General features: G+C 63.3%; 14 protein-coding genes. 3 read left to right on the top strand and 11 right to left on the bottom strand.

Annotated elements, in window-relative coordinates; all coding sequences use genetic code 11:
• Positions 1 to 21 precede the first annotated feature (21 nt).
• Together I8J29_RS00610 and I8J29_RS00605 are read right to left on the bottom strand one after the other, a co-directional pair.
• Entirely contained in the window at positions 22 to 5748 is a 5727-nt protein-coding gene (locus I8J29_RS00610) for a HAMP domain-containing protein (protein WP_240545803.1), read from the bottom strand.
• Positions 5745 to 6986, bottom strand: coding sequence for an ATP-binding protein (locus I8J29_RS00605; protein WP_208845653.1), 1242 nt, complete (start codon positions 6984 to 6986; stop codon positions 5745 to 5747). Before I8J29_RS00605 ends, I8J29_RS00610 begins: the two co-directional genes overlap by 4 nt.
• Positions 6987 to 7356: 370 nt before the next feature.
• Here I8J29_RS00605 and I8J29_RS00600 point away from each other — a divergent pair, with 370 nt between their 5' ends.
• Complete coding sequence (locus I8J29_RS00600; protein WP_208845652.1) at positions 7357 to 7692, top strand: DUF1904 family protein; 336 nt, start codon at positions 7357 to 7359, stop codon at positions 7690 to 7692.
• Positions 7693 to 7841: 149 nt separating this feature from the next.
• Here I8J29_RS00600 and I8J29_RS00595 read toward each other — a convergent pair whose 3' ends face one another.
• On the bottom strand, positions 7842 to 8600 hold the full coding sequence (locus I8J29_RS00595; RefSeq protein WP_208845651.1) for an SDR family oxidoreductase: 759 nt from the start codon (positions 8598 to 8600) through the stop codon (positions 7842 to 7844).
• A 229-nt stretch (positions 8601 to 8829) separates the two neighbouring features.
• On the opposite strand from I8J29_RS00595, the gene I8J29_RS00590 reads away from it, so the two are divergent.
• Positions 8830 to 9447 (top strand): TetR/AcrR family transcriptional regulator, encoded by a 618-nt coding sequence (locus tag I8J29_RS00590; RefSeq protein ID WP_240545802.1) that lies wholly within the window; start codon positions 8830 to 8832, stop codon positions 9445 to 9447.
• Between the two features lie 293 nt (positions 9448 to 9740).
• On the opposite strand, the gene I8J29_RS00585 is transcribed toward I8J29_RS00590, so the two are convergent.
• Positions 9741 to 10301, bottom strand: a complete 561-nt coding sequence (locus I8J29_RS00585; protein ID WP_208845650.1) for a GNAT family N-acetyltransferase — start codon at positions 10299 to 10301, stop codon at positions 9741 to 9743.
• Between the two features lie 151 nt (positions 10302 to 10452).
• On the opposite strand from I8J29_RS00585, the gene I8J29_RS00580 reads away from it, so the two are divergent.
• Positions 10453 to 10818, top strand: coding sequence for a YmaF family protein (locus tag I8J29_RS00580; protein WP_208845649.1), 366 nt, complete (start codon positions 10453 to 10455; stop codon positions 10816 to 10818).
• 71 nt (positions 10819 to 10889) lie between these two features.
• On the opposite strand, the gene I8J29_RS00575 is transcribed toward I8J29_RS00580, so the two are convergent.
• The 7 genes from I8J29_RS00575 to I8J29_RS00545 form a co-directional block, all read right to left on the bottom strand.
• Positions 10890 to 11804 carry a GNAT family N-acetyltransferase gene (locus tag I8J29_RS00575; protein ID WP_208845648.1) on the bottom strand — a complete coding sequence of 305 codons (915 nt, stop codon included), beginning with the start codon at positions 11802 to 11804 and terminating at the stop codon, positions 10890 to 10892.
• Positions 11805 to 11953: 149 nt separating this feature from the next.
• Positions 11954 to 13741 (bottom strand): extracellular solute-binding protein, encoded by a 1788-nt coding sequence (locus tag I8J29_RS00570; protein WP_208845647.1) that lies wholly within the window; start codon positions 13739 to 13741, stop codon positions 11954 to 11956.
• A gap of 121 nt (positions 13742 to 13862) precedes the next feature.
• The gene (locus I8J29_RS00565) at positions 13863 to 14741 is read right to left on the bottom strand and encodes a carbohydrate ABC transporter permease (RefSeq protein ID WP_208845646.1); all 879 of its coding nucleotides are present in this window, start codon (positions 14739 to 14741) and stop codon (positions 13863 to 13865) included.
• Between the two features lie 22 nt (positions 14742 to 14763).
• Positions 14764 to 15735: an ABC transporter permease gene (locus I8J29_RS00560; protein ID WP_240545801.1), complete on the bottom strand. Its 972-nt coding sequence runs from the start codon at positions 15733 to 15735 to the stop codon at positions 14764 to 14766.
• Between the two features lie 183 nt (positions 15736 to 15918).
• On the bottom strand, positions 15919 to 17679 hold the full coding sequence (locus I8J29_RS00555; protein WP_208845645.1) for an extracellular solute-binding protein: 1761 nt from the start codon (positions 17677 to 17679) through the stop codon (positions 15919 to 15921).
• On the bottom strand, positions 17676 to 19544 hold the full coding sequence (locus tag I8J29_RS00550; protein ID WP_208845644.1) for a cache domain-containing sensor histidine kinase: 1869 nt from the start codon (positions 19542 to 19544) through the stop codon (positions 17676 to 17678). The genes I8J29_RS00555 and I8J29_RS00550 overlap by 4 nt, the downstream gene beginning before the upstream one ends.
• A complete protein-coding gene (locus tag I8J29_RS00545; RefSeq protein ID WP_208845643.1) occupies positions 19544 to 21160 on the bottom strand; it encodes a helix-turn-helix domain-containing protein in 1617 nt (538 codons plus the stop codon). The genes I8J29_RS00550 and I8J29_RS00545 overlap by 1 nt, the downstream gene beginning before the upstream one ends.
• Between the last annotated feature and the right edge of the window lie 210 nt (positions 21161 to 21370).

The following is a 21370-nucleotide window of genomic DNA, read 5'->3' as shown; positions in this document are numbered from 1 at the left end:
TCGTCCGCCCCGCGCATCGACTTATCTCGGCTCCAATACCGGCTTGCCCAGCCAATGGCGGATCATCGTCAGCAGCTGCGCGCTGTTGACCGGCTTCGTGATGTAGTCCGACGCGCCCGCTTCCAGGCAGAGCTCCCGGTCGCCCTTCATCGCCTTCGCGGTCAAGGCGATGATCGGCAGCTCGGCGAACGCGCTTCGTTCGCGGATCGCCCGCGTCGTCTCGTACCCGTCCATGACCGGCATCATGATGTCCATCAGCACGATGTCGACGTCGGGATTCTGCTCCAGCGTCCGGATGGCGTCATGGCCGTTCTCGGCCGGAAGCACCTGCATGTTGTGCCGTTCGAGAATCGTCGTCAGCGCGAAGATGTTCCGGATGTCGTCGTCGACGACGAGCACCTTCTTGAAGGCGATCGACTCGTCGGACGTCCGCTGCCGGACGAGCATCTCCCGGGACGAATCCGTTAGGTTTTCCGTCTTGCGATGCAGGAACAGCGCGGTATCCTCCAGCAGCGTCACCCATGTCCCGGCCTCCTTCAGCACGGCGTGCCGCGCCAGCTCTTCCGCTTCCCGAGCCTCGCCGGGCAGCGGCTTTCGGCTCGCGTGCAGCACGATCGGCACATGCCGCCGCTCCGGCAGCTTCTGCAGGTCGCGTACCAGCGCGGCGAGCGCGAAGTCCGGCAGGTCGTTGTCGACGACGACGCAATCGAACGCCTTCGCCTTCAGCTGGTTCGCCGCCTTGCGCTGCGTGTCCACGGCGACGAGCTTGACGTCCTTGCCGGCCACGAGCTCCGCCATGCGGCCGCGGCGCTCTTCGTCGTGCATGGCGACGAGCAGCTGGCGGACGCCGCGGCCGGCTTCCGCGCCGAGCCGCTCCAGCGCCCGGTCGAGCTCCTCGTGCGATACCGGCTTGCGGATGCAATCGGTGACGCCCTTGCGCAGCAGCTCGACGGCGTCCTCCTCGACGGAAATGACGCAGATCGGGATGTGGCGGACGTCCGGATTGTTCTTCAGCTGCTCGATCACGAGCCAGCCGTCCATGTCGCCGAGCCGCAGGTCGAGCGTGATGGCGTCGGGCTTGTAACGGACGGCCAGGTGCAGCGCGTCGGCCCCTTTCGTGGTGACGATCGCCTTCACGCCTTTCTTTCGCAGCAGATCGAGCAAAATCTCATTGAACTTCATGTCGTCTTCCACGATCAGGAACACCCGGTCGCCCGGCGCGATCGTTTCCCGGTCGTCGATCGCCGGCTCGCCCGAGTACGCGGACAAGCTCCGCGACCGGACCTGCGGCGCGACGTCGATCACCTCCGGCACGTAAGCCGGCTTCGGCGCCGGCTCGTCCGCCTCGGCGTCGAGCGGCAAATAGAAGTTGAACGTGCTGCCGATGCCCGGCACGCTGTAGAGGGTCAGCTCGCCGCCGAGCATCGCCGCGATTTCCTTGGAGATCGCGAGGCCGAGCCCCGTGCCGCCGTATTCGCGGTTCGTGCTGCCGTCCGCCTGCTGGAACGCCTCGAAGATGATCTGCTGCTTCTCGGCCGGGATGCCGATGCCGGTGTCGCTGACGGAGAAGCAGAGCACCGTCTTCGCCCGGTTCAGCGCCTCGTTGTCCGCGCTCCACCCGCCGTCCGCCCGGCGGATCTGCAGCATGACCTGGCCCTGCTCGGTGAACTTGAACGCGTTCGACAGCAGGTTCTTCAGGATCTGCTGCAAGCGCTTCGCGTCCGTCGAGATGACCGCGGGCACGCCGGGCTCCGTCGTCAGCCGAAAGTCGAGCTGCTTGTTCGTCACGATCTGCCGGAACATCCGGTCCAATCCGCCGGTCAGATCGGCCAGCGAGACGTTACCGTATTCCGGGGTCACCGTGCCGGATTCGATTTTGGATAGGTCGAGAATGTCGTTGATCAGATTGAGCAGGTCGAGCCCGGATTCCTGAATCGTCTTGGCGAATTTCACCTGCTGCTCGGACAGATTCGCCTCGGAATTCTCCGCCAGCTGCTCCGCCAGCAGCAGAAGCGAATTCAGCGGGGTGCGCAGCTCGTGCGACATGTTCGCGAGAAACTCCGATTTATACCGCGACGTCAGCGCGAGCTGCTCCGCCTTCTCTTCCAAATAGCGCTTCGCCAGCTCGACCTCGTTGTTCTTGCTCTCGACCTCGGCCTTCTGGATGACGAGCAGCTTTGCCTTGTCCTCCAGCTCCTCGTTCGTGTTCTTCAGCTCGTCCTGCTGCTTCTGCAGCTCCTCGGTCAACAGCTGCGACTGCGCCAGCAGCTGCTCCGTCCGCAGGTTCGCCTGCATCGTGTTGATGACGATTCCGATCGATTCCGTCAACTGGTCCAGGAAGGCGATGTCGATCTCCGTGAACCGCCGGAAGGACGCCAGCTCCAGCACCGCCAGCACCTGATCCTCGAAAATGATCGGCAGCAGCACGATATTGAGCGGCGTCGCCTCGCCGAGCCCCGAGGAGATGACGACGTAGTCGTTCGGGACGTTCGTGAGCAGGATGCGCTGCTTCTCGATGAGGCACTGGCCGACGAGCCCTTCGCCCGCGCGGAACGCATTGGACAGATGCTTGCGCTGCTGGTAGGCGTAGCTCGCGAACAGCGCGAGCGACGGCTCGCCGTTCGCCGTCTCGTTGATGTAGAACACGCCGTGCTGCATCGAGACGAGCGGCGCGAGCTCCGACAGGATCATCCGGCAGACCGCGTTAAGGTCGCGCTGGCCCTGCAGCTGGCGGGAAAACTTCGCCAGGTTCGTCTTCAGCCAGTCCTGCTCCGTGTTGATCCGCGTCGTCTCCTTCAGGTTGCGGATCATCTCGTTGATATTATCCTTCAGCGTCGCCACGTCGCCCGCCGCGGCCACGTCGATCGTCCGCGACAGGTCGCCCTTCGTCACGGCGGTCGCGACGTTCGTAATCGCCCGAACCTGCGTCGTCAAGGTCGTCGCCATGTAATTGACGTTATCGGTCAAATCGCGCCACGTGCCCGCCGCGCCGGGCACGTGGGCTTGGCCGCCGAGCTTGCCTTCCGCGCCGACCTCGCGGGCGACGGTCGTGACCTGCACCGCGAACGTCGCCAGCGTGTCGATCATGTTGTTGATCGTGTCGGTCAGCTCGGCGATCTCGCCTTTGGCCTCCACGTTCAGCTTCTGCTTCATGTTCCCGTTCGCCACGGCGGTCACGACCTTGGCGATGCCGCGCACTTGGTCCGTCAGGTTCGTCGCCATGATATTGACGTGATCGGTGAGATCCTTCCAGATGCCGCCGACGCCGCGCACCTGCGCTTGGCCGCCGAGCTTGCCTTCCGTCCCGACCTCCCGCGCCACCCGCGTGACCTCCGACGCGAAGGAATTGAGCTGGTCCACCATCGTATTGATCGTGTTCTTCAGCTCGAACAGCTCACCCTTGACGTCGACCGTGATCTTCTTCGACAGGTCGCCGTTCGCCACCGCCGTCGTGACGCCGGCGATATTCCGCATCTGCACGGTCAGGTTGCTCGCCATGTAGTTGACCGTGTCGGTCAAATCCTTCCACGTGCCCGAGACGTCCTTCACCTCGGCCTGCGCGCCGAGCTTCCCTTCCGTGCCGACCTCGCGCGCGACCCTCGTCACCTCGGAGGCGAAGTTGCTCAGCTGGTCCACCATCGTGTTCATCGTATTTTTCAGCTCGAGAATTTCGCCCTTGACGTCGACCGTGATCTTCTTCGAGAGATCGCCCTTCGCCACCGCCGTCGTGACCTCCGCGATGTTGCGCACCTGGTCGGTCAGGTTGCGGGCCATGCTGTTGACGCCTTCGGTCAAATCCTGCCACGTGCCGCCGACGCCCTTCACCTGCGCCTGGCCGCCGAGCTTCCCTTCGGTGCCGACCTCGCGGGCGACCCGCGTCACCTCGGAGGCGAACGTCGAGAGCTGGTCCACCATCGTGTTGATCGTGTTCTTCAGCTCCAGGATCTCGCCCTGCACGTCCGCCGTGATCTTCTTCGACAGGTCGCCGTTCGCCACCGCCGTCGTCACGACCGCGATGTTGCGGACCTGGTTCGTCAGGTTGCTCGCCATGTAATTGACGCTTTCGGTCAAGTCGTACCAGGTGCCCGCCACGCCGCGCACTTGGGCTTGTCCGCCCAGGATGCCTTCCGTGCCGACCTCGCGGGCCACCCGCGTCACCTCGGAGGAGAACGTCGAGAGCTGGTCCACCATCGTGTTGATCGTGTTCTTCAGCTCCATGATCTCGCCCTTCGCGCTAACCGTGATGTGCTTCGACAGGTCGCCCTTCGCCACCGCCGTCGTGACTTCGGCGATATTCCGCACCTGATCGGTCAGCGTGCTCGCCATGAAATTGACGCTGTCCGTGAGATCCTTCCACGTGCCCGATACGCCTTGCACGTCCGCCCGGCCGCCCAGGATGCCTTCGTTGGAGACTTCGCGCGCCACCCGCGTCACCTCGGAGGCGAAATTGCTCAGCTGGTCCACCATCGTGTTGATCGTGCTTTTCAGCTGCAGGATCTCGCCTTTCGCGTCGACGGTGATCGTCTTCGACAAGTCGCCCTTCGCGACCGCCGTCGTGACCTCCGCGATGTTCCGCACCTGATTGGTCAGGTTGCTCGCCATGTAGTTGACGCTCTCGGTCAAATCGCGCCACGTGCCCGCCACGCCGCTGACCTCGGCTTGTCCGCCCAGGATGCCTTCCGTGCCGACCTCGCGCGCCATCCGCGTTACCTCGGAGGCGAACGTCGAAAGCTGGTCCACCATCGTGTTGATCGTGTTCTTCAGCTCCAGAATCTCGCCCTGCACGTCCGCCGTGATCTTCTTCGACAGGTCGCCGTTCGCCACCGCCGTCGTCACGACCGCGATGTTCCGCACCTGGTTCGTCAGGTTGCTCGCCATGTAATTGACGCTCTCGGTCAAATCGCGCCACGTGCCGGAAACGCCCTTCACGTCCGCTTGCCCGCCGAGCTTGCCTTCCGTCCCGACCTCGCGCGCCACCCGCGTCACTTCCGAGGCGAACGTCGAGAGCTGGTCCACCATCGTGTTGATCGTGTTCTTCAGCTCCATGATCTCGCCTTTGGCGCTGACCGTGATCTGTTTGGACAAGTCGCCGTTCGCGACGGCGGTCGTTACGGCGGCGATGTTGCGGACCTGATCCGTCAAATTGCTCGCCATGTTGTTGACGCTGTCGGTCAAGTCCTTCCAGGTGCCGGAGACGCCCTTCACGTCCGCCTGTCCGCCGAGCTTGCCGTCGGTCCCGACCTCGCGCGCCACCCGCGTCACCTCCGACGCGAACGTGCTCAGCTGGTTCACCATCCGGTTGATGTTGTTCGCCGTCCGCTGGAATTCGCCGGTGAGCGGCCGCCCCTCGAACTCGAGCTCCACCTTCTGCGACAGGTCGCCCTGCGCGACGGCGTTGATTACCCGCACCATCTCGCTCGTCGGCTGAATGAGGTCGACGACGAGTCCGTTCAGCGAATCCACCGCCGTCTCCCAGGAGCCGCCCGGGTTCTTGTGGACGAAGCGCCGGCTTAGCTTCCCTTCCTTGCCGACGACCCGCGCGACGGACTCCGCTTCCTTCACCAGGCTTTCCATCATATCGGCGATTTCGTTGAACGTATCCGCGACCTTGCCGGATACGCCGGTCAGGTGATAGGGCAGCCGATACGCGAAATCGCCCTTCTTCATCGCCATCAAGGCGCCGAGCAGCAGCCCCGCGTCGAGCGGATCGGCCGTCTGCATCGGCCATTCGTTATCGGGTTCGATCATAGGGAATCCCTGCCTTCATCGAGATTGGTCTTGCCATTGGCTTGCCCGGCGCCGGGCACGCGTCGCGCCGCGATCGTGAACCGGAACAAAGCGCCGCGGCCGCGGACGGGGACGGCCTCGATCGTGCCGCCCATCAGCTCGACGAGCGCTTTGCTGATGGACAGTCCGAGGCCCGTCCCGTCGAATTTGCGGTTCGCGGAGCCGTCGACCTGATAGAACGGCTGGAAGAGCAGCCGCAGCTTGCCGGCCGGGATGCCGATGCCCGTGTCCCGGACGGAAAATTCGATCAGCAGCCGTTCGCCCCGCTCCTCCATCAGCTTCGCGCCGATATCGATCCGGCCTTCCGGCGTGAATTTCACGGCGTTGCCGATCAGGTTGACGAGCACCTGCCGCAGCCGGAGCATATCGCCGGCAATGACTTCGGGCAGCGCCGGATCGACGTTCACGCCGACGGTCAGCCGAAGCTTGCGCACGTTCGCCGTGAACAGCTCCAGCGTCTCGTCCACGCACGCGCGGAGCGCGAACGGTTCCTCGTTCAGCGCCAATTTGCCGGATTCCAGTTTCGAGAAATCCAAAATATGATTAATGACGTTCAGCAGGGCATTCCCGCTCGTAAAGATGATTTCGACCATCTCGGCCTGCTCGCGGGGCAGATCGCACGTCAGCAGCAGATCGGACATGCCGATGATGCCGTTCAGCGGCGTCCGGATTTCATGGCTCATCATCGCCAGGAAATCCGACTTGGCGCGCGAGGCCACCTCGGCCTCCTCCTTCGCCCGCTGCAGCTCCCGGTTCGCTTTCTCCAGCTGATGCGTTTGCAGCTTTAGCAGCTCGCTCTGCCGGCTAAGCGACCGGTTCGCCTCGTAGAAGCCGATGTATCCCTCGACCTTGGCCCGCAGCACCTGCGGAATGACGGGCCACTCCATATAATCCACGGCGCCCGGAAATTCCGCCGTCTCGCCGGATTCCCCGCGTTCGCCCGCGGAAAGAAAAATAATCGGGATATGCCGCGACTTGTCCCGCGCCTTGATCATGCGCGCCGTTTCGAAGCCGTTCATTTCGGACATCCGGACGGCGAGGACGATGACGGCGAAGTCGTGGTCCAGCAAGCGGCGCAGCGCCTCGCGCCCCGAATAGGCCCGCATCGCGAGGCCCGGCATTCCGGCGATGGCGGCTTCGACGGCGGCCAGATGCTCCGGCCGTTCGTCCACGATCAGCACTTGTACGGATGGCTCCACCGCTCGGCGTCCCCTCCTTTTCAAAAGTTGCTTATACCCTTTATCACCGCCGCTCGCGGACAATGAATCACGCTTTAACGAATCTTTATGGCAGACCTCGACAGAAAAAGCCGAAGCCCGCGCGAAAACGGGTCCTCGGCATCGGGACGGGGTGCCCGTCCGGTGGGCGGACGACCGGCGAAGCGCCCGGAACCGGGCGCGAAAAAACGCGATTCGAAGCGTCGCGCGGCATGCGCGGACGAATCGGGACTTCGCGCGCGCGGCACCGCGCGAGCTCCGGCATCGGTATCATGCGCATCCGGCATTGAATAATGCCAAGATTGTGATTATAATCACAAGTAGACCATTCCAACGAAATGAAGGGATTCGCGTGCCATTTTTACGGTTTAAAGGCTTTCCGACGGCGTTTCTGAAGCAGCTCGCGCCGCCGCTCGTCGAGGAGTTCGCCAAGCTCGTCCGCATTCCGAAGGAGATCGTGAAGATCGAACAGCTGGACATCCAACTCATTACGAACACCCCCCGCTCCGTCGAGATTCTTATGTTCCAGCGCGCCCAGGAGTTGCATGACGCCATCGCGTCCAAGGTGCACCGGATGCTGACCGACTTCGGCTATGAGAACGTTCATATTTTTTTCGTCATTCTCTCGCCTTCGCTGTATTATAAAGAAGGCAAACCGCTTTCGTATTCCCAAGCCCGGACCGTTTGATCCGGACCGGACGGGCGCCGGCTTCCGCCGCGCCGCGGCTGGCCGCGGGCAAACGTCCGCTGAACGCGCGATACCCCCGGCATCCGATGCCGGGGGTATGTTGTCGTTGGATTCGAATGTCGGGGAAGGATCGCCCGGACGGATTCGAATCAGTAAGCCGTCCAGCCCGCGTCGGCCGTCACGACCGTGCCGTTCACGAAGCCGGCGTCGTCCGAAGCCAGGAACAGCGCGACGCGCGCGATGTCGAGCGGCTCGCCCGACCGCGGATTCAGTTGGATGCCGGCCATCGCCCGCTCCATGCCGAAGGCGTTCGGCTCGTTGATGGACGTGCCGATGTTCGTGTTGACGCCGCCCGGCGCGATGGCGTTGCAGCGGATGCCGTAGTTCGCGTATTGGAAGCCGACGTTCTTCGTGAAGCCGACGACCGCGTGCTTGGACGCCGTATACGCGGCGCCCGCGCGCGAGCCCTGCAGGCCGCCCGCCGAAGCGATGTTGACGATGACGCCGCTCTTCTTCGCCATGAAGATCGGCAGCGCCTGGCGCGTCGTGCGCATGACGCCCGTCGCGTTGACGGCGAAGACCCTGTCCCAGAGCTCGTCCGTCAGGTCCGCGGCCGGCACGAAATTATCCATGATGCCCGCGTTGTTGACGAGAATGTCGAGCGTGCCGTACGCTTCGACCGTCTTCGCGACCAGCTGCCGCACGTCGTCTTCCTTGGCGACGTTGGCCGCGACCGCGATCGCCGTGCCGCCCGCCGCCGCGATGCCGTCCGCGACGGCTTGCGCCGCATCGAGCCGCAGGTCGCCGACGACCACCTTCGCGCCTTCGGCCGCGAACAGCTCCGCGATCGCCTTGCCCATGCCCGATGCCGCGCCCGTCACGATCGCTGCTTTACCGGAAAGTCTCATGTTCGAATTCCTCCGCTTCCGTGTAGTAGGCTTGTCCGGCACGAATTCATTCCGACGCCGGGCAGTCCGTTAGTGCCAAGAAAATATACAAATGTACATTAACGTACGTCTGTATATGCCGATTATAAGCCTGGCGCGGAAGTCCCACAATCAGTAAACCTCTTTCAAATGTGACTTACTATACAGTATGATGGGAAATGTCCGATAACGCGCAAAGGGAATGAAAACGATGACGATGACGGAAGAAGACAAGAAACCGGACCGGCGCGTCCAGCGCAGCCGGGAAGCGCTGCGCTGCGCCCTGATCGCGCTCATGAAGAAGAAGAGCTTCGGCGCGATCTCCATCACGGAGATCGTCGAAACGGCCAATTACAACCGCGGGACGTTCTATGCGCATTACGACGGCAAAGAAGCGCTGCTGGACGACATCATTGCCGAGCTCATCCGGGAACTGCTGCAGTCGTTCCGTGCTCCGTACGAAGGAACCGACGTCTTTCTGATCAGCGAGCTGTCCGCGAATTCGGTCATGATTTTCGATCATATTTACGCGAACGCCTCGTTGTACACGGTGCTGCTGAAGAGCGAAGTGCTGCCGAAAGTGAAGGAAGCGATGCTGCTCGCCTTGAAGCGGATTCTCGTCGAGGAGCTGCAGCCGGTGGACGACGGGCGCGGGCTTAACCAGGAACTGCTCGTCGTGTATGCCATCCATGCGCTGCTCGGGCTCGTCTTCTATTGGATCGAGAACGACTTCCATTATTCGCCCGCCTACATGCAGGAGCAGCTGGTGAAAATCATCAACACGGATCCGTCGTCGGCCCGGTCGACCGTCAAGCGGCCGCAGCACTGAAAGAAGGCTTCCCGAGCGGGCGATATGCCCGCTCGGGAAGCCTTCTTTGATTTGGTCAGGATGCGCACGCTGCGTGAAAGCACGGCGGTACGGCGTGCTTACGTACGCTGCGCGGGAGGCGGCGGGCTCGTCCGGCGAACGCCGGGAGAAGAGCGCCGGGCGGCCCGGCACGCGACGCCCCGGCGAGCCGATAGCCGCCTGCGGTGCCGAGGCTGCCAAGTCAGCCGCAAGCGATTCTCCCGAAGAGGGAAACGGACACTCTCGAATTGTCCCGGCGCCTCCGGAACATCCCGTCATCTGGCCTCGGCATCAAGCCGCATCTCGTACAGATGCGCGCTGTATTCCCCGTCGAACCGGCCGCGAAGCGTCAAGCCGTGCCGGACGTAAAACGCGTTGAGCGCCGGGTTGTCCGCCATGCAGTCGAGCCTCAGCCACGACTTGCCCTGCTCCCGGATGTAACCGGCGGCCTGCTCGAGCAGCCGGGTTCCGATTCCATGCCCCCGATGCTTGCGCGACGTGACGAGCTTATGCACGTAACCGGCATCTTCGTGGTACAGCTCGCCCCAGATGTCTTCGTACGCCCACTGCACCGAGAAGCAGCCGACCGGGCGGCCTTCCGCCATCGCGGCGAATACCGCATGCTCGCCGATGAAGTTTTCGATGAACGCCCGCGTGAACCAGCTTTCCTGCCATTGCGCGATGCCCTTCGCCTCGCGAATCCACGCCGCCGCTTCCACGTACAGCTCGCGCAACGCCTCCGCATCCGCCAAGCTTGCCCGACGAACGATGAACTCCATTCCGTTCCGAACGCTCCCTTCCTCCGCGCCGATATCCGGCAGCGAGCCGATAATCATCCGTAGTGTAGCGCCGATCGTCCAAGCCTGTCAATCCTTGGGCGAACGGGGATCCGAGGCGGCCGTCCCCGCATGTCTCCTACCCAGCACACCGCTCGAGCCGGCTTAATAGCATAACGATGTAATCATTCCGCGAGGAGGCCTGAATCCGATGTTGAGAAAAACAGCCAGCCGGTTCAAAAACGAAACGAAAGCCCGCTATCGGGCGCAGCGGCATATCCACGAATTCGAAGGCAGCACGAAATTGGCCGAAGAAGGCAACGATCGCCACAATCACCGTTTCGCCGGCGTCACGGGCCAAGCCATTCGCTCGGGTAGCAGCCATGTGCACGAAATCGTCCTGAACCGAACCGATTTCTTCGATCATTTTCACAAGCTGATCAAAATCCGCACCGGACCCGCCATTCCGGTCGGCAACGGCAAGCACGTGCATTTCGTCACCGGCCGGACGACCCTCGTCGATGACCATCGGCACCAATTCAACTTCGCGACCTTGATCGATTCCCCGTTGACCTAACGGCGCGCGAAGCCGGAAAAATCGGCAGCGCAAAAGCCGCGGAATCCGCGGCTTTTGCGCTTGCGCCAATTCTACGGACGCACCGTTAGCTCCATGACGTACTGGGCAAACGCCGTCTCGAAGCCGGCCTCGATAAGCAGCTTCGCCGCGAGGCTCGATTCGGGGAGGTTGTCGGCGGTCCGCCGGATCGGCGCGTCCGCGGGGCCGTACAACGCCGCCAGCAGGAACGCCGCCGCTTCGCGGCCGTCGCCTCGCGCCGGATCGAACCCGGCCTGCAGGAGATGGACGCCTCTCGGCGTTCCGTCCTCGCCGAAGCTGCGCTTGTACAGCGCGAAGCCCGCGGTCTCGCCGCTTCCGTCCGCCGCCAGCGCCGCTTCCGCGTCCGCGGCGTTCGGCCATTGCGAGCACCACGGCGCGTCGCCGCGATAGTACGGCAGGCGCCCGGCCTCGCGCGGGTGCGCGCGGCGCAGCGCGTAGGCGCCGGCACCGGCGCGTCCGCCGTCCGCGCCGTCCGGGAACAACGGCTTATTCGCCGGTTCCTTCGGCTGCGCCAGGATCAGCACCCGTTCGCGGATCGCGTAGCCGCAGCGGCGGTACAGCGCGACGGCCGCGTCGTTCGCCGTGATCGCTTCCAGGCTGGCCGCATGCGCATCGAGCTCTTCGTAGACGCGGATCGCTTCGCGCATCATGGCCGTCCCGACGCCCGTGCCGCGATATCGGGGCACGACGGCCGTGCCTCCGTTCCAGGCGAGCGTCCGGCCGCCGTCCCGGCGCAAGCCGGTCAGGACGAAGCCGACGGGCTCGCCGTCCGCGACCGCCACGACGGAGTGCTCCGGCTGGATGTTCGCCGTCCCGATATACTTCACATGCTGGGCCAACGTCCGCGTCATGTCGGCGTAATAGCCCGAAAATCCTTCGTTCCACAGCGTAAGCGACGCTTCGTACGACAACTCGCTAAGTCTCCGCAGCTTGACGTTTTGGTTCATTCGGCGATCCCAGCCCTTCCCCGTTGATACCCTTATTATCCGTCGGCTTGCGGCCTCGCTCAAGTCGCTTCGTCATCGCTTCGCCATGAATGTCGGACTTTTTTTATGCAAACTTCGCTTTCGCTCTGGCGGAAACTTCGATTTCGCCCTTATTCAAACTTCGCCTTCGTGTCATTAAAAGCCTGCATATACCACGTCCAGTATTTGTCCGCGCCCGCGTCGTTCAGCTTCTTGATCAGCGCGTCCTGCTTCTTCTTGTAATCCGCGTCGTCCTTGGCATGCAGCACGATGTCCGGAATCCCCTTCGTGATCAGATCGTCCAGCTTCGTCTGAATGCGCTTGACGTCGTCCGGCGGCGCCGGCATCGCGGCTTGCACGTCCTGCGGCACGACGTCGAGCGTCAGCACCTTGCCCGCGTCGGCGTTCTTCTTGTACGCCTCGGCCGGATACGTCGCCCCGTAATGGTCATCGTAATCCTTGTTCAGCGAGTTGACCTTCGTCGCGAACACCTCCGGCGTGTTGAAGAGGTTGACGACGCTGCCGTCGCCGAGCGCCGTGAAGTCGGTCAAGCCCTGCTGGTTCGCGAACATGCCGATGCCGGTTTTCTTGTACGCGTCCCCGCCCGCCGCGGCGAGCTGCACGATCTCCGGCTTCATCCGCGGCTTGCCGTCGACCAGGTCCCAATGCACGCCCTGAATGCCGCTCGCGATGAGGCGCGAGCCCTGCTCCGACGAGAGGAAATTGATGAGATCCATGGCGCGCGCGGGATCCTTCGCCTTGGACGAGATCGCCCATGCCCGGTCCGACCAGCCCGCGACCGTGGAGCCGCCGACCCAAGCGAAGCCCCAATCGAGCGGAAGCGTGACGAAGCCATGATCCGGCCCTTCCTTCAACAGCTCCGCGTTGACCGCCTGGAACGGCCACGTCGCGGCGGAATTGAGCAGCGTGCCTTGCGACGCCTTCGTGACGATGTCGTTGTACTTGGCCGTGAACGCGTCGGGATCGAGAATGCCTTTTTGCTTCGCCTTGTACAGGAACTCGGCCGTTTGCCAGAACCCGCTGTTCGGCACGTCCGTGTAGTTGTTCGCGACCGCGCCGCTGCCGACGATCATGCCCATGCTGTTGAGTCCCCAGGTGCCCCAATCGTTCCAGATCGCCGTGCCGTACACCTTCTTGCCGTCCGCGGTCTTCGGATGCTTCGCGACCATGTCGGCGAGCACGTTCACCATGTCGTCGACGCTCTTGACGGCCGGGAAGCCGAGCTCCTTGTAATAGTCCCACCGGACGTTGAAGCCGGTCTGCTGATCGAAGCCCCAGCCCGCCTGACCGACCTGGACGGGAATGACGTACAATTTGCCCGTGCCGTTGCTCCAAAATTGCTTGCTGTAGCTCAGACTTTTCTGGAACAGCGGCTTCGAGATGTCCGGTCCGTTCGACGCCACCAGATCGTCCAGCGGAATGATGTTGCCGCCGTCGATCAGCTGCGCCAAATACTTGTTCGGCACCTGGAAGACGTCGGGCAGGTCGCCGCTCGCCAGCTCCACCTTGAATTTCTCTTCGTCGTACGTCTGCAGGTCCATCGTCACGCCCGTCTGCTTCTTGATTTCGTTGTAGACGTCCGTATTCTCGAAATCCTTCTGCGTGCTGTTCACTTCCAGCTTGATCGTGACCGGCGCTTTCGCCGGCGCGTCCGTGCCGCCGCCGTCGTTCGCGGCCGCGCCGCCGTTCCCCGCCGCGTCATTCCCGGCCGCGTCGTTCCCCGTACCCGAACCGTTGTCCGGCACGGCCGCTCCGTTGTTCTCCGACGTCGCGTTCGCGCCGTCCGTACCGTTCCCGCCGCCGTTGCCGCCGCTGTTGCCGCCGCATGCCGTCAGCGTGACCAGCATGGCCGTCATCGCGAGGAGCATGCTTCCTTTGAACGACTTGTTTCCCTTCATCGCTTGACCTCCCGATCGAAAGTGTGAATCCCCTCTAGTCCCTATGATGACGGCTTCGAAGGAAGCCGGTTCATCCGTGATTCCATGCGCGGGCCGTCCCCGCGATCGCCCGAGCGTCGGCTTATCCTTTGATCGCGCCGAGCATGATGCCTTTGACGAAGTACCGCTGCAGGAACGGATAGACGAGCATGACCGGAATCGTCACGACCATCGTGATCGTGATGCGGATCGACTCGGGCGATATTTTGGTCGCCAGTCCGCGGTTCAAGTCCTGCAGATTGCTGCTGTTGACGATTTGCTGGGCGTCCGTCAAGTAGTTGTACAGGATCAGCTGGAGCGTCTGCAGGCGGTCGCTCGAGACGAGAAAGTAGTTGTCGGTCCACGTGTTCCATTGGCCGACCGACGCGAACACGGCGATCGTCGCCACGATCGGCATCGACAACGGGAAGATGACCCGCGCGAATATCGCGGCATGGCCGGCGCCGTCGATCGTCGCCGATTCCTCCAGCGCCGGAGGCAGCTGTTCGATGAACGTTTTCAGCAGGACCACGTAGTACGCGACGACGGCGCCCGGCAGCACGTAGAGGAGGAAGTTGTTTTTCAGCCCCAGCTCCTTCATCGTGATGTACCACGGGATGAGGCCCGCGTTGAAGTACATCGTCACGACGAGGAAGCGGTAGATCGTCTTGCGGAAATACAGCTCGTTCTTCGTCACGGCGTAGGCGAACCACGAGCTGCAGGCGATCGTGAGCGCGCAGCCGATGACCGTGCGCAGCACCGACACGACGAACGAATTCAGCATGTTGTCGAGCCGGAAAATATGCGTGTAATTGACGAGGGTGAAGCCCTTGGGCAGCAGGAGCACGCCCTTCAGCGCCTGCTGCGGATCGCTGACGGAATAGATGAAAATGTAGTAGAACGGAAACACGCACATCAGGGTGAACGCGAGCTGAATGCCGTAATTGAAGACGTTGAACGCAAGGCTGGATTCGTTTTTCATGCTTGCGCGGGCTCCTTTCCGCTTAGAATACCGACTGGCCCCGGACGCGCTTCGACAAGGCGTTCATCGAGAACAGCAGCACGATGCTGACGAGCGATTTGGCGATGCCGACCGCGGTGCCGAACGAGACGTCGCCGGTCGCGATGCCCGTACGGTAGACGAAATAATCCAGCGTCTCGATCTTGTCGGCGACGAGCGAGTTGTAGAAGACGAAATTCTGCTCGAAGCTGACCGAAGACAGCACGTTGGCGATGTTCAGCAGCGTCAGGACGAAGAAGGTCGGCAGGATGCCCGGCACGGTGATGGCCATGATCCGCTGGAACCGCCCCGCGCCGTCGACCTTGGCCGCGTCGTACAGCTCCTGGTCGATGCCCGCGATCGCCGCGAGGTAGATGATGCTGCCGAAGCCGAGCCCTTTCCACGCCGAGACGGCCGTCTGGAACCACCACGTCGCCGCTTCGTTGCCGAGCACGTTGGTCGCCTCGTCGATCCAATGCAGCTTGAACAAGACGGCGTTGAGCAGACCGCCCGAGGAGAAGAGAACCGACGCCAGCGAATACACGATGATCCAGCTGATGAAATTCGGCAGCGTGGTCAGCGTCTGAACGGCCTTCTTGAACAGCTTGCCGCTCGTCTCGTTCAGCAGAATCGCGAAGCCGGCCGCGAGCGGCGACGCCAGAATCGAGAGGAAGCTGAGCGCGAGGGTATTGGTCAGCACCCGGACCAGATCGTCCTTGTCGTCCAGCACGAGCCGGAAATACTTCAACCCCGCGAACGGCGTATGCGCCAGCGGAATGCCGGGCTTGTAATCGTAAAACGCGTAGATCCACCCGAATAACGGAATGTAGTTGAACACGAACACGAGCGCGACGAACGGCAGCACCATGGCCAGCAGCGTCAGCCGGGCGGCCTTCGGCTTCTTCCTGCGGGTCCGCGCGCCCGTCGAAGCCGCTTGCGGCGCCATACGGCCGGCTTCCTTAGTCAGCATGCGCATCACTCCGTCCTCCAATCTGGTTTCGGTCGATGCCCCCAGTATACGGGACCGAATCGGACGGAACTATGAAGTTATCTACGATTTTTGGACTGAAGCGAGCCGCCGCCGGGCCGAAAGCGCGCAAAAAACCGGCCTCTCGGCGGCAGTGCCGCGAGAGGCCGGTCCGTACGGTATGGCGCCGCGTTACTTGGCGGTCTTGGCAGGCGGCGTTTCGGCAAGCCGCGCCTTCGCCTCCTCGAAGGCGCTTTGGAACCAGGCGAAATACGTCCCGGCGCCGGCTTCGTTCAACTGCGCGATAAGCGCCGCCTTGTTCGCCGCGAACGCCGTCTCGTTCGCCGAACCGAGCACGACGGCCGGCATCCCCTTGACGAGCAGCTCGTCGAGCTTGGCCTGGATGCGGATGATGTCGTCCGGCTTCGGCGGCATGGCGTTCAGGATGTCCTGCGGCACGTGATCGAGCGTCTTCACTTTGCCCTGCTCGGCCAGCCGCTTGTAGGCCTCCGCCGGGTAAGCGACGCCGTAATGGCGGTCGTAATCCGCGTTCAGCGAATTGATCTTCGCCGCGTAGACGTCCGGCGTCTCGAACAGGCTGACCACGCCGCCGTCGCTCGTCTTCGCCTGGTCGGTGAAGCCTTGCTGGTTGGCGAACATGCCGATGCCGGTCCGCTTCCATTCGTCGCCGCCCTCGGCCGCCAGCTTCACCGTCTCCGCTTTCATCCGCGGCATGCCGTCGACGTAGTCCCAGTGCGTGCCCTGGATGCCGCTCGCGATCAGCCGGGAGCCCCGGTCCGAGACGAGGAAATCGATCAGCTCCATCGCCCGTTCCGGATCCTTGCAGTTGCGCGAGATCGCCCAAGCGCGGTCGCTCCACCCGGCGACCGTGCTGCCGCCGGCGTTCGTGAAGCCCCAGTCGAGCGGAATCGTCACGAAGCCTTTGTCCGGCCCCTGCTTCAGCAGCTCGGCATTGACCGGCTCGAACGGCCAGGTCGCGAACGACGAGATCAACGTGCCCTGCGACGCCTTCGCCACGACGTCGTTGTACTTGGCCGTGAAAGCGTCGGGATCGAGGATGCCCTTCCGCTGGGCCAGGAAGAGGAACCGCGCCGTGTCCCAAATGCCGCTGTCGGGATCGGCGTAGTCGTTCACGAGCCGGCCGGTCCGGACGTCGTACGTGTTGTTCCCGGTCACGAGCCCGATGCTGCGCAGTCCCCACAAGCCCCAGTCGTTCCACATCCCGACGCCGTACACCTTCTTGCCGTCCGCCGTCGTCGGGTGCATCGCCGTCATCTCGGCAATGACGCCGACCATGTCTTCGATGCTGCGGATGGCCGGATAGCCGAGCTCCTTGTAGTAATCCCAGCGCAGATTGAGCCCGACCTGCTGCTCGAAGCCGAAGCCGGTCTCGCCGACCTGAACCGGCACCATGTAGAGCTTGTTCGTGCCGTCGCTCCAGAAGCGCCGGATATAGTCCAAGCTCGGCACGAGCGCCGGCTGGCCGATGTCGGGGCCGTGCGTCCGGACCAGCTCGTCGAGGGGAAGGATGTTGTTGCCTTCGATCAGCTCCTTGATGTTCTTGTTCGGCACCTGAATGATGTCGGGCAAGTCCCCGCCGGCCAGCTCGACCTTGAACTTCTGCTCGTCGTACGTCTCGAGGTCCATCGTAACGCCGGTCAGGCGCTTGATCTCGTCGTACACCTCCGTGTGCTCGAAGTCCTTCCCCGTGCTGTTGACCTGGACCTTCAGCGTCACGGGCCGGCTGTCCGTCGCGCCGGCGGCGGCGTCCTGCCCGTTCCGCCCGGAACCGGCGCCGCCGTTCGGGGCCGTGCCTCCCGGCGGCGGTCCTGCCGCGCCTTCCCCGCCGTCCGCGCAGCCGGCGGGCGCCGCGGCCAGCGCGGCGGCAAGCGCGATCATGACCATTCCGCGTTTCGTCGCGTTCCGCTTCATGCCCTCCGCCTCCCGATTTCGTCGTCGCCGGTCGGCGCCGGCTGATCCGCCGCATGCCCGTAAATGGCCGGAATGTTCATCGTCACCCGCGTTTCCGCGTGCTCCGCGCTGCCGACCTTGATGCCGTACCGCTCGCCGAAATGCAGCCGGATCCGCTTGTTGACGTTGCTGAGGCCGATTCCCTTGGACGGCCGGTCGCCGGCTTCCGCGTCCCTCAGCATCCGGTTGAGCGCCTCGACCCGTTCCGGCGGCATGCCGCCGCGCGTGTCGCGCACGACGACCGACAGCTCGCCGCCGGATTCCGCGGCCGACACCCGGATCGTCCCGTTGCGGTTCTCGCCGTGCTGCAGCGCGTTCTCGACCGAAGGCTGGATCATGAAGCGGACCGTCCGGCAATCGAGCAGCGGCTCCGGCACGTCGAATTCGAGGCGGATCTCTTCCCCGTAGCGGAAATTCATGACGTTCGCGTAATGCTTGACGAACGCCAGCTCCTCCCGGATCGTCCAGAACGGCGACGGATCGTAGTAAATCGGCCGCAGCATGCTGCCGAGGCTCGTCATGCATTCCATGATGTTCGGGGCGTTCGCCACGGCCGCCATCCACTTGACCGTATTCAGCGCGTTGAACAGAAAATGCGGGTTGATCTGCGATTGAAGCGCTTCCACCTCCAGCCGCCGCTTCTCCCCCTCCGCTTCCTCGTTCTGCCGCATCAGCTCCAAAATGCCGGTCGACATCCGGTTGAACTGCTCGATCAGCACGCCGATTTCCTTATTGGACGCCTGCTCCAGCGTCAAGCCCGCCCGCCCCCGGCCCACGTGCTTCATGCCCTTGACCAGCAGCTGCAGCGATTTCATGATCCGGTTCATCCACAACGACGCGAACGCCACGATCAGGATGAGCGACAGCAGGAACACGGCCGCGATGAAGCGCTGGATCTCCGCGACGTCCTTCGTGAAATGCGCCGTCGGCACCTCGTTCAGGAACAGCCAGCCGGTGTCGTCCATCCGGTAGTACAGCACCTGCTCCGGCGTTCCGCCGCGGTCGGCCGCGAAGCTGCCGAAGCCGCGCTTCGCCCGCACCTCGCCGCCGAACAGGTACGGCGCGCCGATGCTGTCCGTCAGCGTGCTGGAGATGACCCGGCCGCCGTCGTCGGCGATCGTGAGCGAGCCGTCCGGCGTGCTCTGCAGGCTGCCGTAGCTGGAATTGAAGTAGCGTTCGTCGACGTTGAAGACGAGGACGGCGTTGATCCGGCTGCCGCCGATCCAGCGGATGCCGCGCAGCGACGAGATCAAGCGGTTATCGTTCAGGCCGGCCGGAATCGACGTCCGCATGAAATCGGCGGTCGTCAGCCCGCCCTGCCAGATCGGCTGCGGAAAGCTTTCTTTCACGCGCGCGTACAAGTCCGTCCCGTAGAACGGATACTGCCGGCCGAGGGCGTTCGTGCTCTGGTTCTGCGCCAGCGTGCCCCCGATGACGACGCCGTTCTCGCCGAAAATGTAAATCGAATCGAGGTAATCGTAATTCGTCAAATACTGAATGATCCGCTCCGTGATGTCCCGCTCCAGCGCGATGAATTCCAGGTCGGTCGGCCGGTCGCTCTGCAGGAACGCCTGCACCTTGCTCTCCAGCAGGAAGGTATTCGACAGCTTGTCGACCTCGCGCAGCATGGTAAGCGTATTCATTTCGATCTGGCGAAACTGCGACAGCGTCGTCTCCCGCGTCCGTTTGTTGAACAGCTCGAGCGTCCGCGAATAGCTGTAATACGAGCTGACCGACAGGACGAGCAGCGTCACGGCCATGAACGACAGTATCAGCTGCGCCTTCAGCGAAAATCCGGCGAGCCGCGGCCGGCCTCCTCGCGCCATCAGTCCGCCGCTCCCGGCCGGTCGTCGATCCACAGCCGGCGGAAGCCGTTCGGCCGGACGCCGGTATGCTTCTTGAACGCCCGGCTGAAGTAGCTGTCGTCGGCGAACCCGACCCGGCGGGCGATCTCGTACGACTTGAGGTTCGTGTTCAGCAGCAGCTCCTTCGCCTTCTCGAGCCGGACCCGGTTCACGTATTCGGTGAAATTCAGCTGCAGCTCCTTCTTGAACAGCGCGCTCAAGTGGTTCGGCGACAGCCCGAGCCGCTCGGCGACGCCCTGCAGCGAGATCTCCTCGCCGTACCGTTCCTGCGCGTGCCGGACGGCCCGGGCGACGTCCGGGCTCAGCCGCTTCTTCGTCCCGCGCGCCGCGGCGACGTCGAGCAGGAAGCCGGCGAACGCGTCCGCGCATTCGTCGAGCGTCTCGCAGGCCTGCATCTCCTCGCCGCGGCTCGCGGCGAGCGCGGTCGCCTCGACCTCGCTCAGCGCCGCGGCGACCGCCGGCCCGTGAAGCAGCCGGACGAACAGCTTCCGCACGTCCTGCTCGCTTCCCGGTTGGCCGGACGCGAGGAAGGTCCGCACGATCGCTTCGAGCTCCTGCCGGCCGATGCCCTCGTCCCCGGCCCACTGCTCGCCGAACAGCCCGATCTTGCGGCGCGCGCCCGCTTCGACCGCCGCGGGATCGATGTCGCTCCTGAACAGGAGGCGCTCCGTGCCGAAGAAGAATTTCCAGCCGATCGCCTGCTCGCTTTCCCGGTACAGCTCGTGCAGCGCGCCGTAGCCGGTCCGCATGCCGCTGACGCCGAACGAGGCCGAGATGTTGAAGAACCGCTTCATGACCTTCTGCACCTGAAGCAGAACGGCGGACAATTCCTCGCGGATCTTCAGCTCGCTCGCGACATCCCGGAAGCTGAACAGGAACAGGTACCGCTTATCCTCGTCGGCGACGACCTCGCCGCGCTCCGCCTGGTCGAGCAGCTCGTTCAGCACGTTCAGGAACGTGACGCGGATGAGCTCGCCCTTGGCGTCGTTGAATTTCGCGCGGACGCGCTCGAAGTGATCGATCTCCATCGTGCAGACGACGAGGCGCTCGGGATGCAGGCGAAGCTTCAGCTGGTCGATGTGGCGGGCGAATTCCTCCTTGGAATAGAGCCTGTAGAAGACGAAATTCTTGATGACGTTCTCCTTCAGCAGGCCGGGATTGCGGATGATGCCGGTCGAAGGACCGATCGCCCGCTGCGCGCCGAGCTCGTCCCGCACGCGGGACAGCACCTGGTGGATTTCCTCCTCGGTCATCGTCAGCTTCAAAATGTAGCTCGAGATGCCGAGCTGCATCGCCTGGCGCATGAGATCGAAATCCTCCAGGCACGAGAGGATGACGATGCGCGTCTGCGCGTCGCGCTCGCGGATCTTCTTGATCAGCTCCAGGCCGTCCATGATCGGCATCCGCAGATCGGTGATGACGACGTCGGGCCTCCGCCCGCCGCTGTACTGCGTCCATGCTTCCCGGCCGTTCGCCGCGTCCGCGACGACCGCCATGCCGTACCTTTCCCACGCGACCGCGTTTTTGAAGCCCAAGCGAACGAGCATTTCGTCTTCGACGATCATGACGCTGTACATGCGGCCCCTCCCCCGACGGGTGATCCGTTCTCGGCGTTCTTAAGCAATACCATACGCCATGCCCCGCGGATTTGGCAATCGTTAACTTCTATTCGGCAAAAACGAACAGTTGTTCGAATGTCCGGAAGATGCTAAGATGGAAAAGATAAGGGCATTTTCCAGTTATCCAATCGCCCATTTAAAGGAGGAGCAAAAAAGTGAACGTTTCCA

The sequence above is a fragment of the Paenibacillus artemisiicola genome, from assembly GCF_017652985.1.
GTDB lineage: Bacteria > Bacillota > Bacilli > Paenibacillales > Paenibacillaceae > Paenibacillus_Z > Paenibacillus_Z artemisiicola.
Note: the sequence above shows the minus strand (reverse complement) of the source record. Positions and strands in the feature narration are given on the sequence as shown.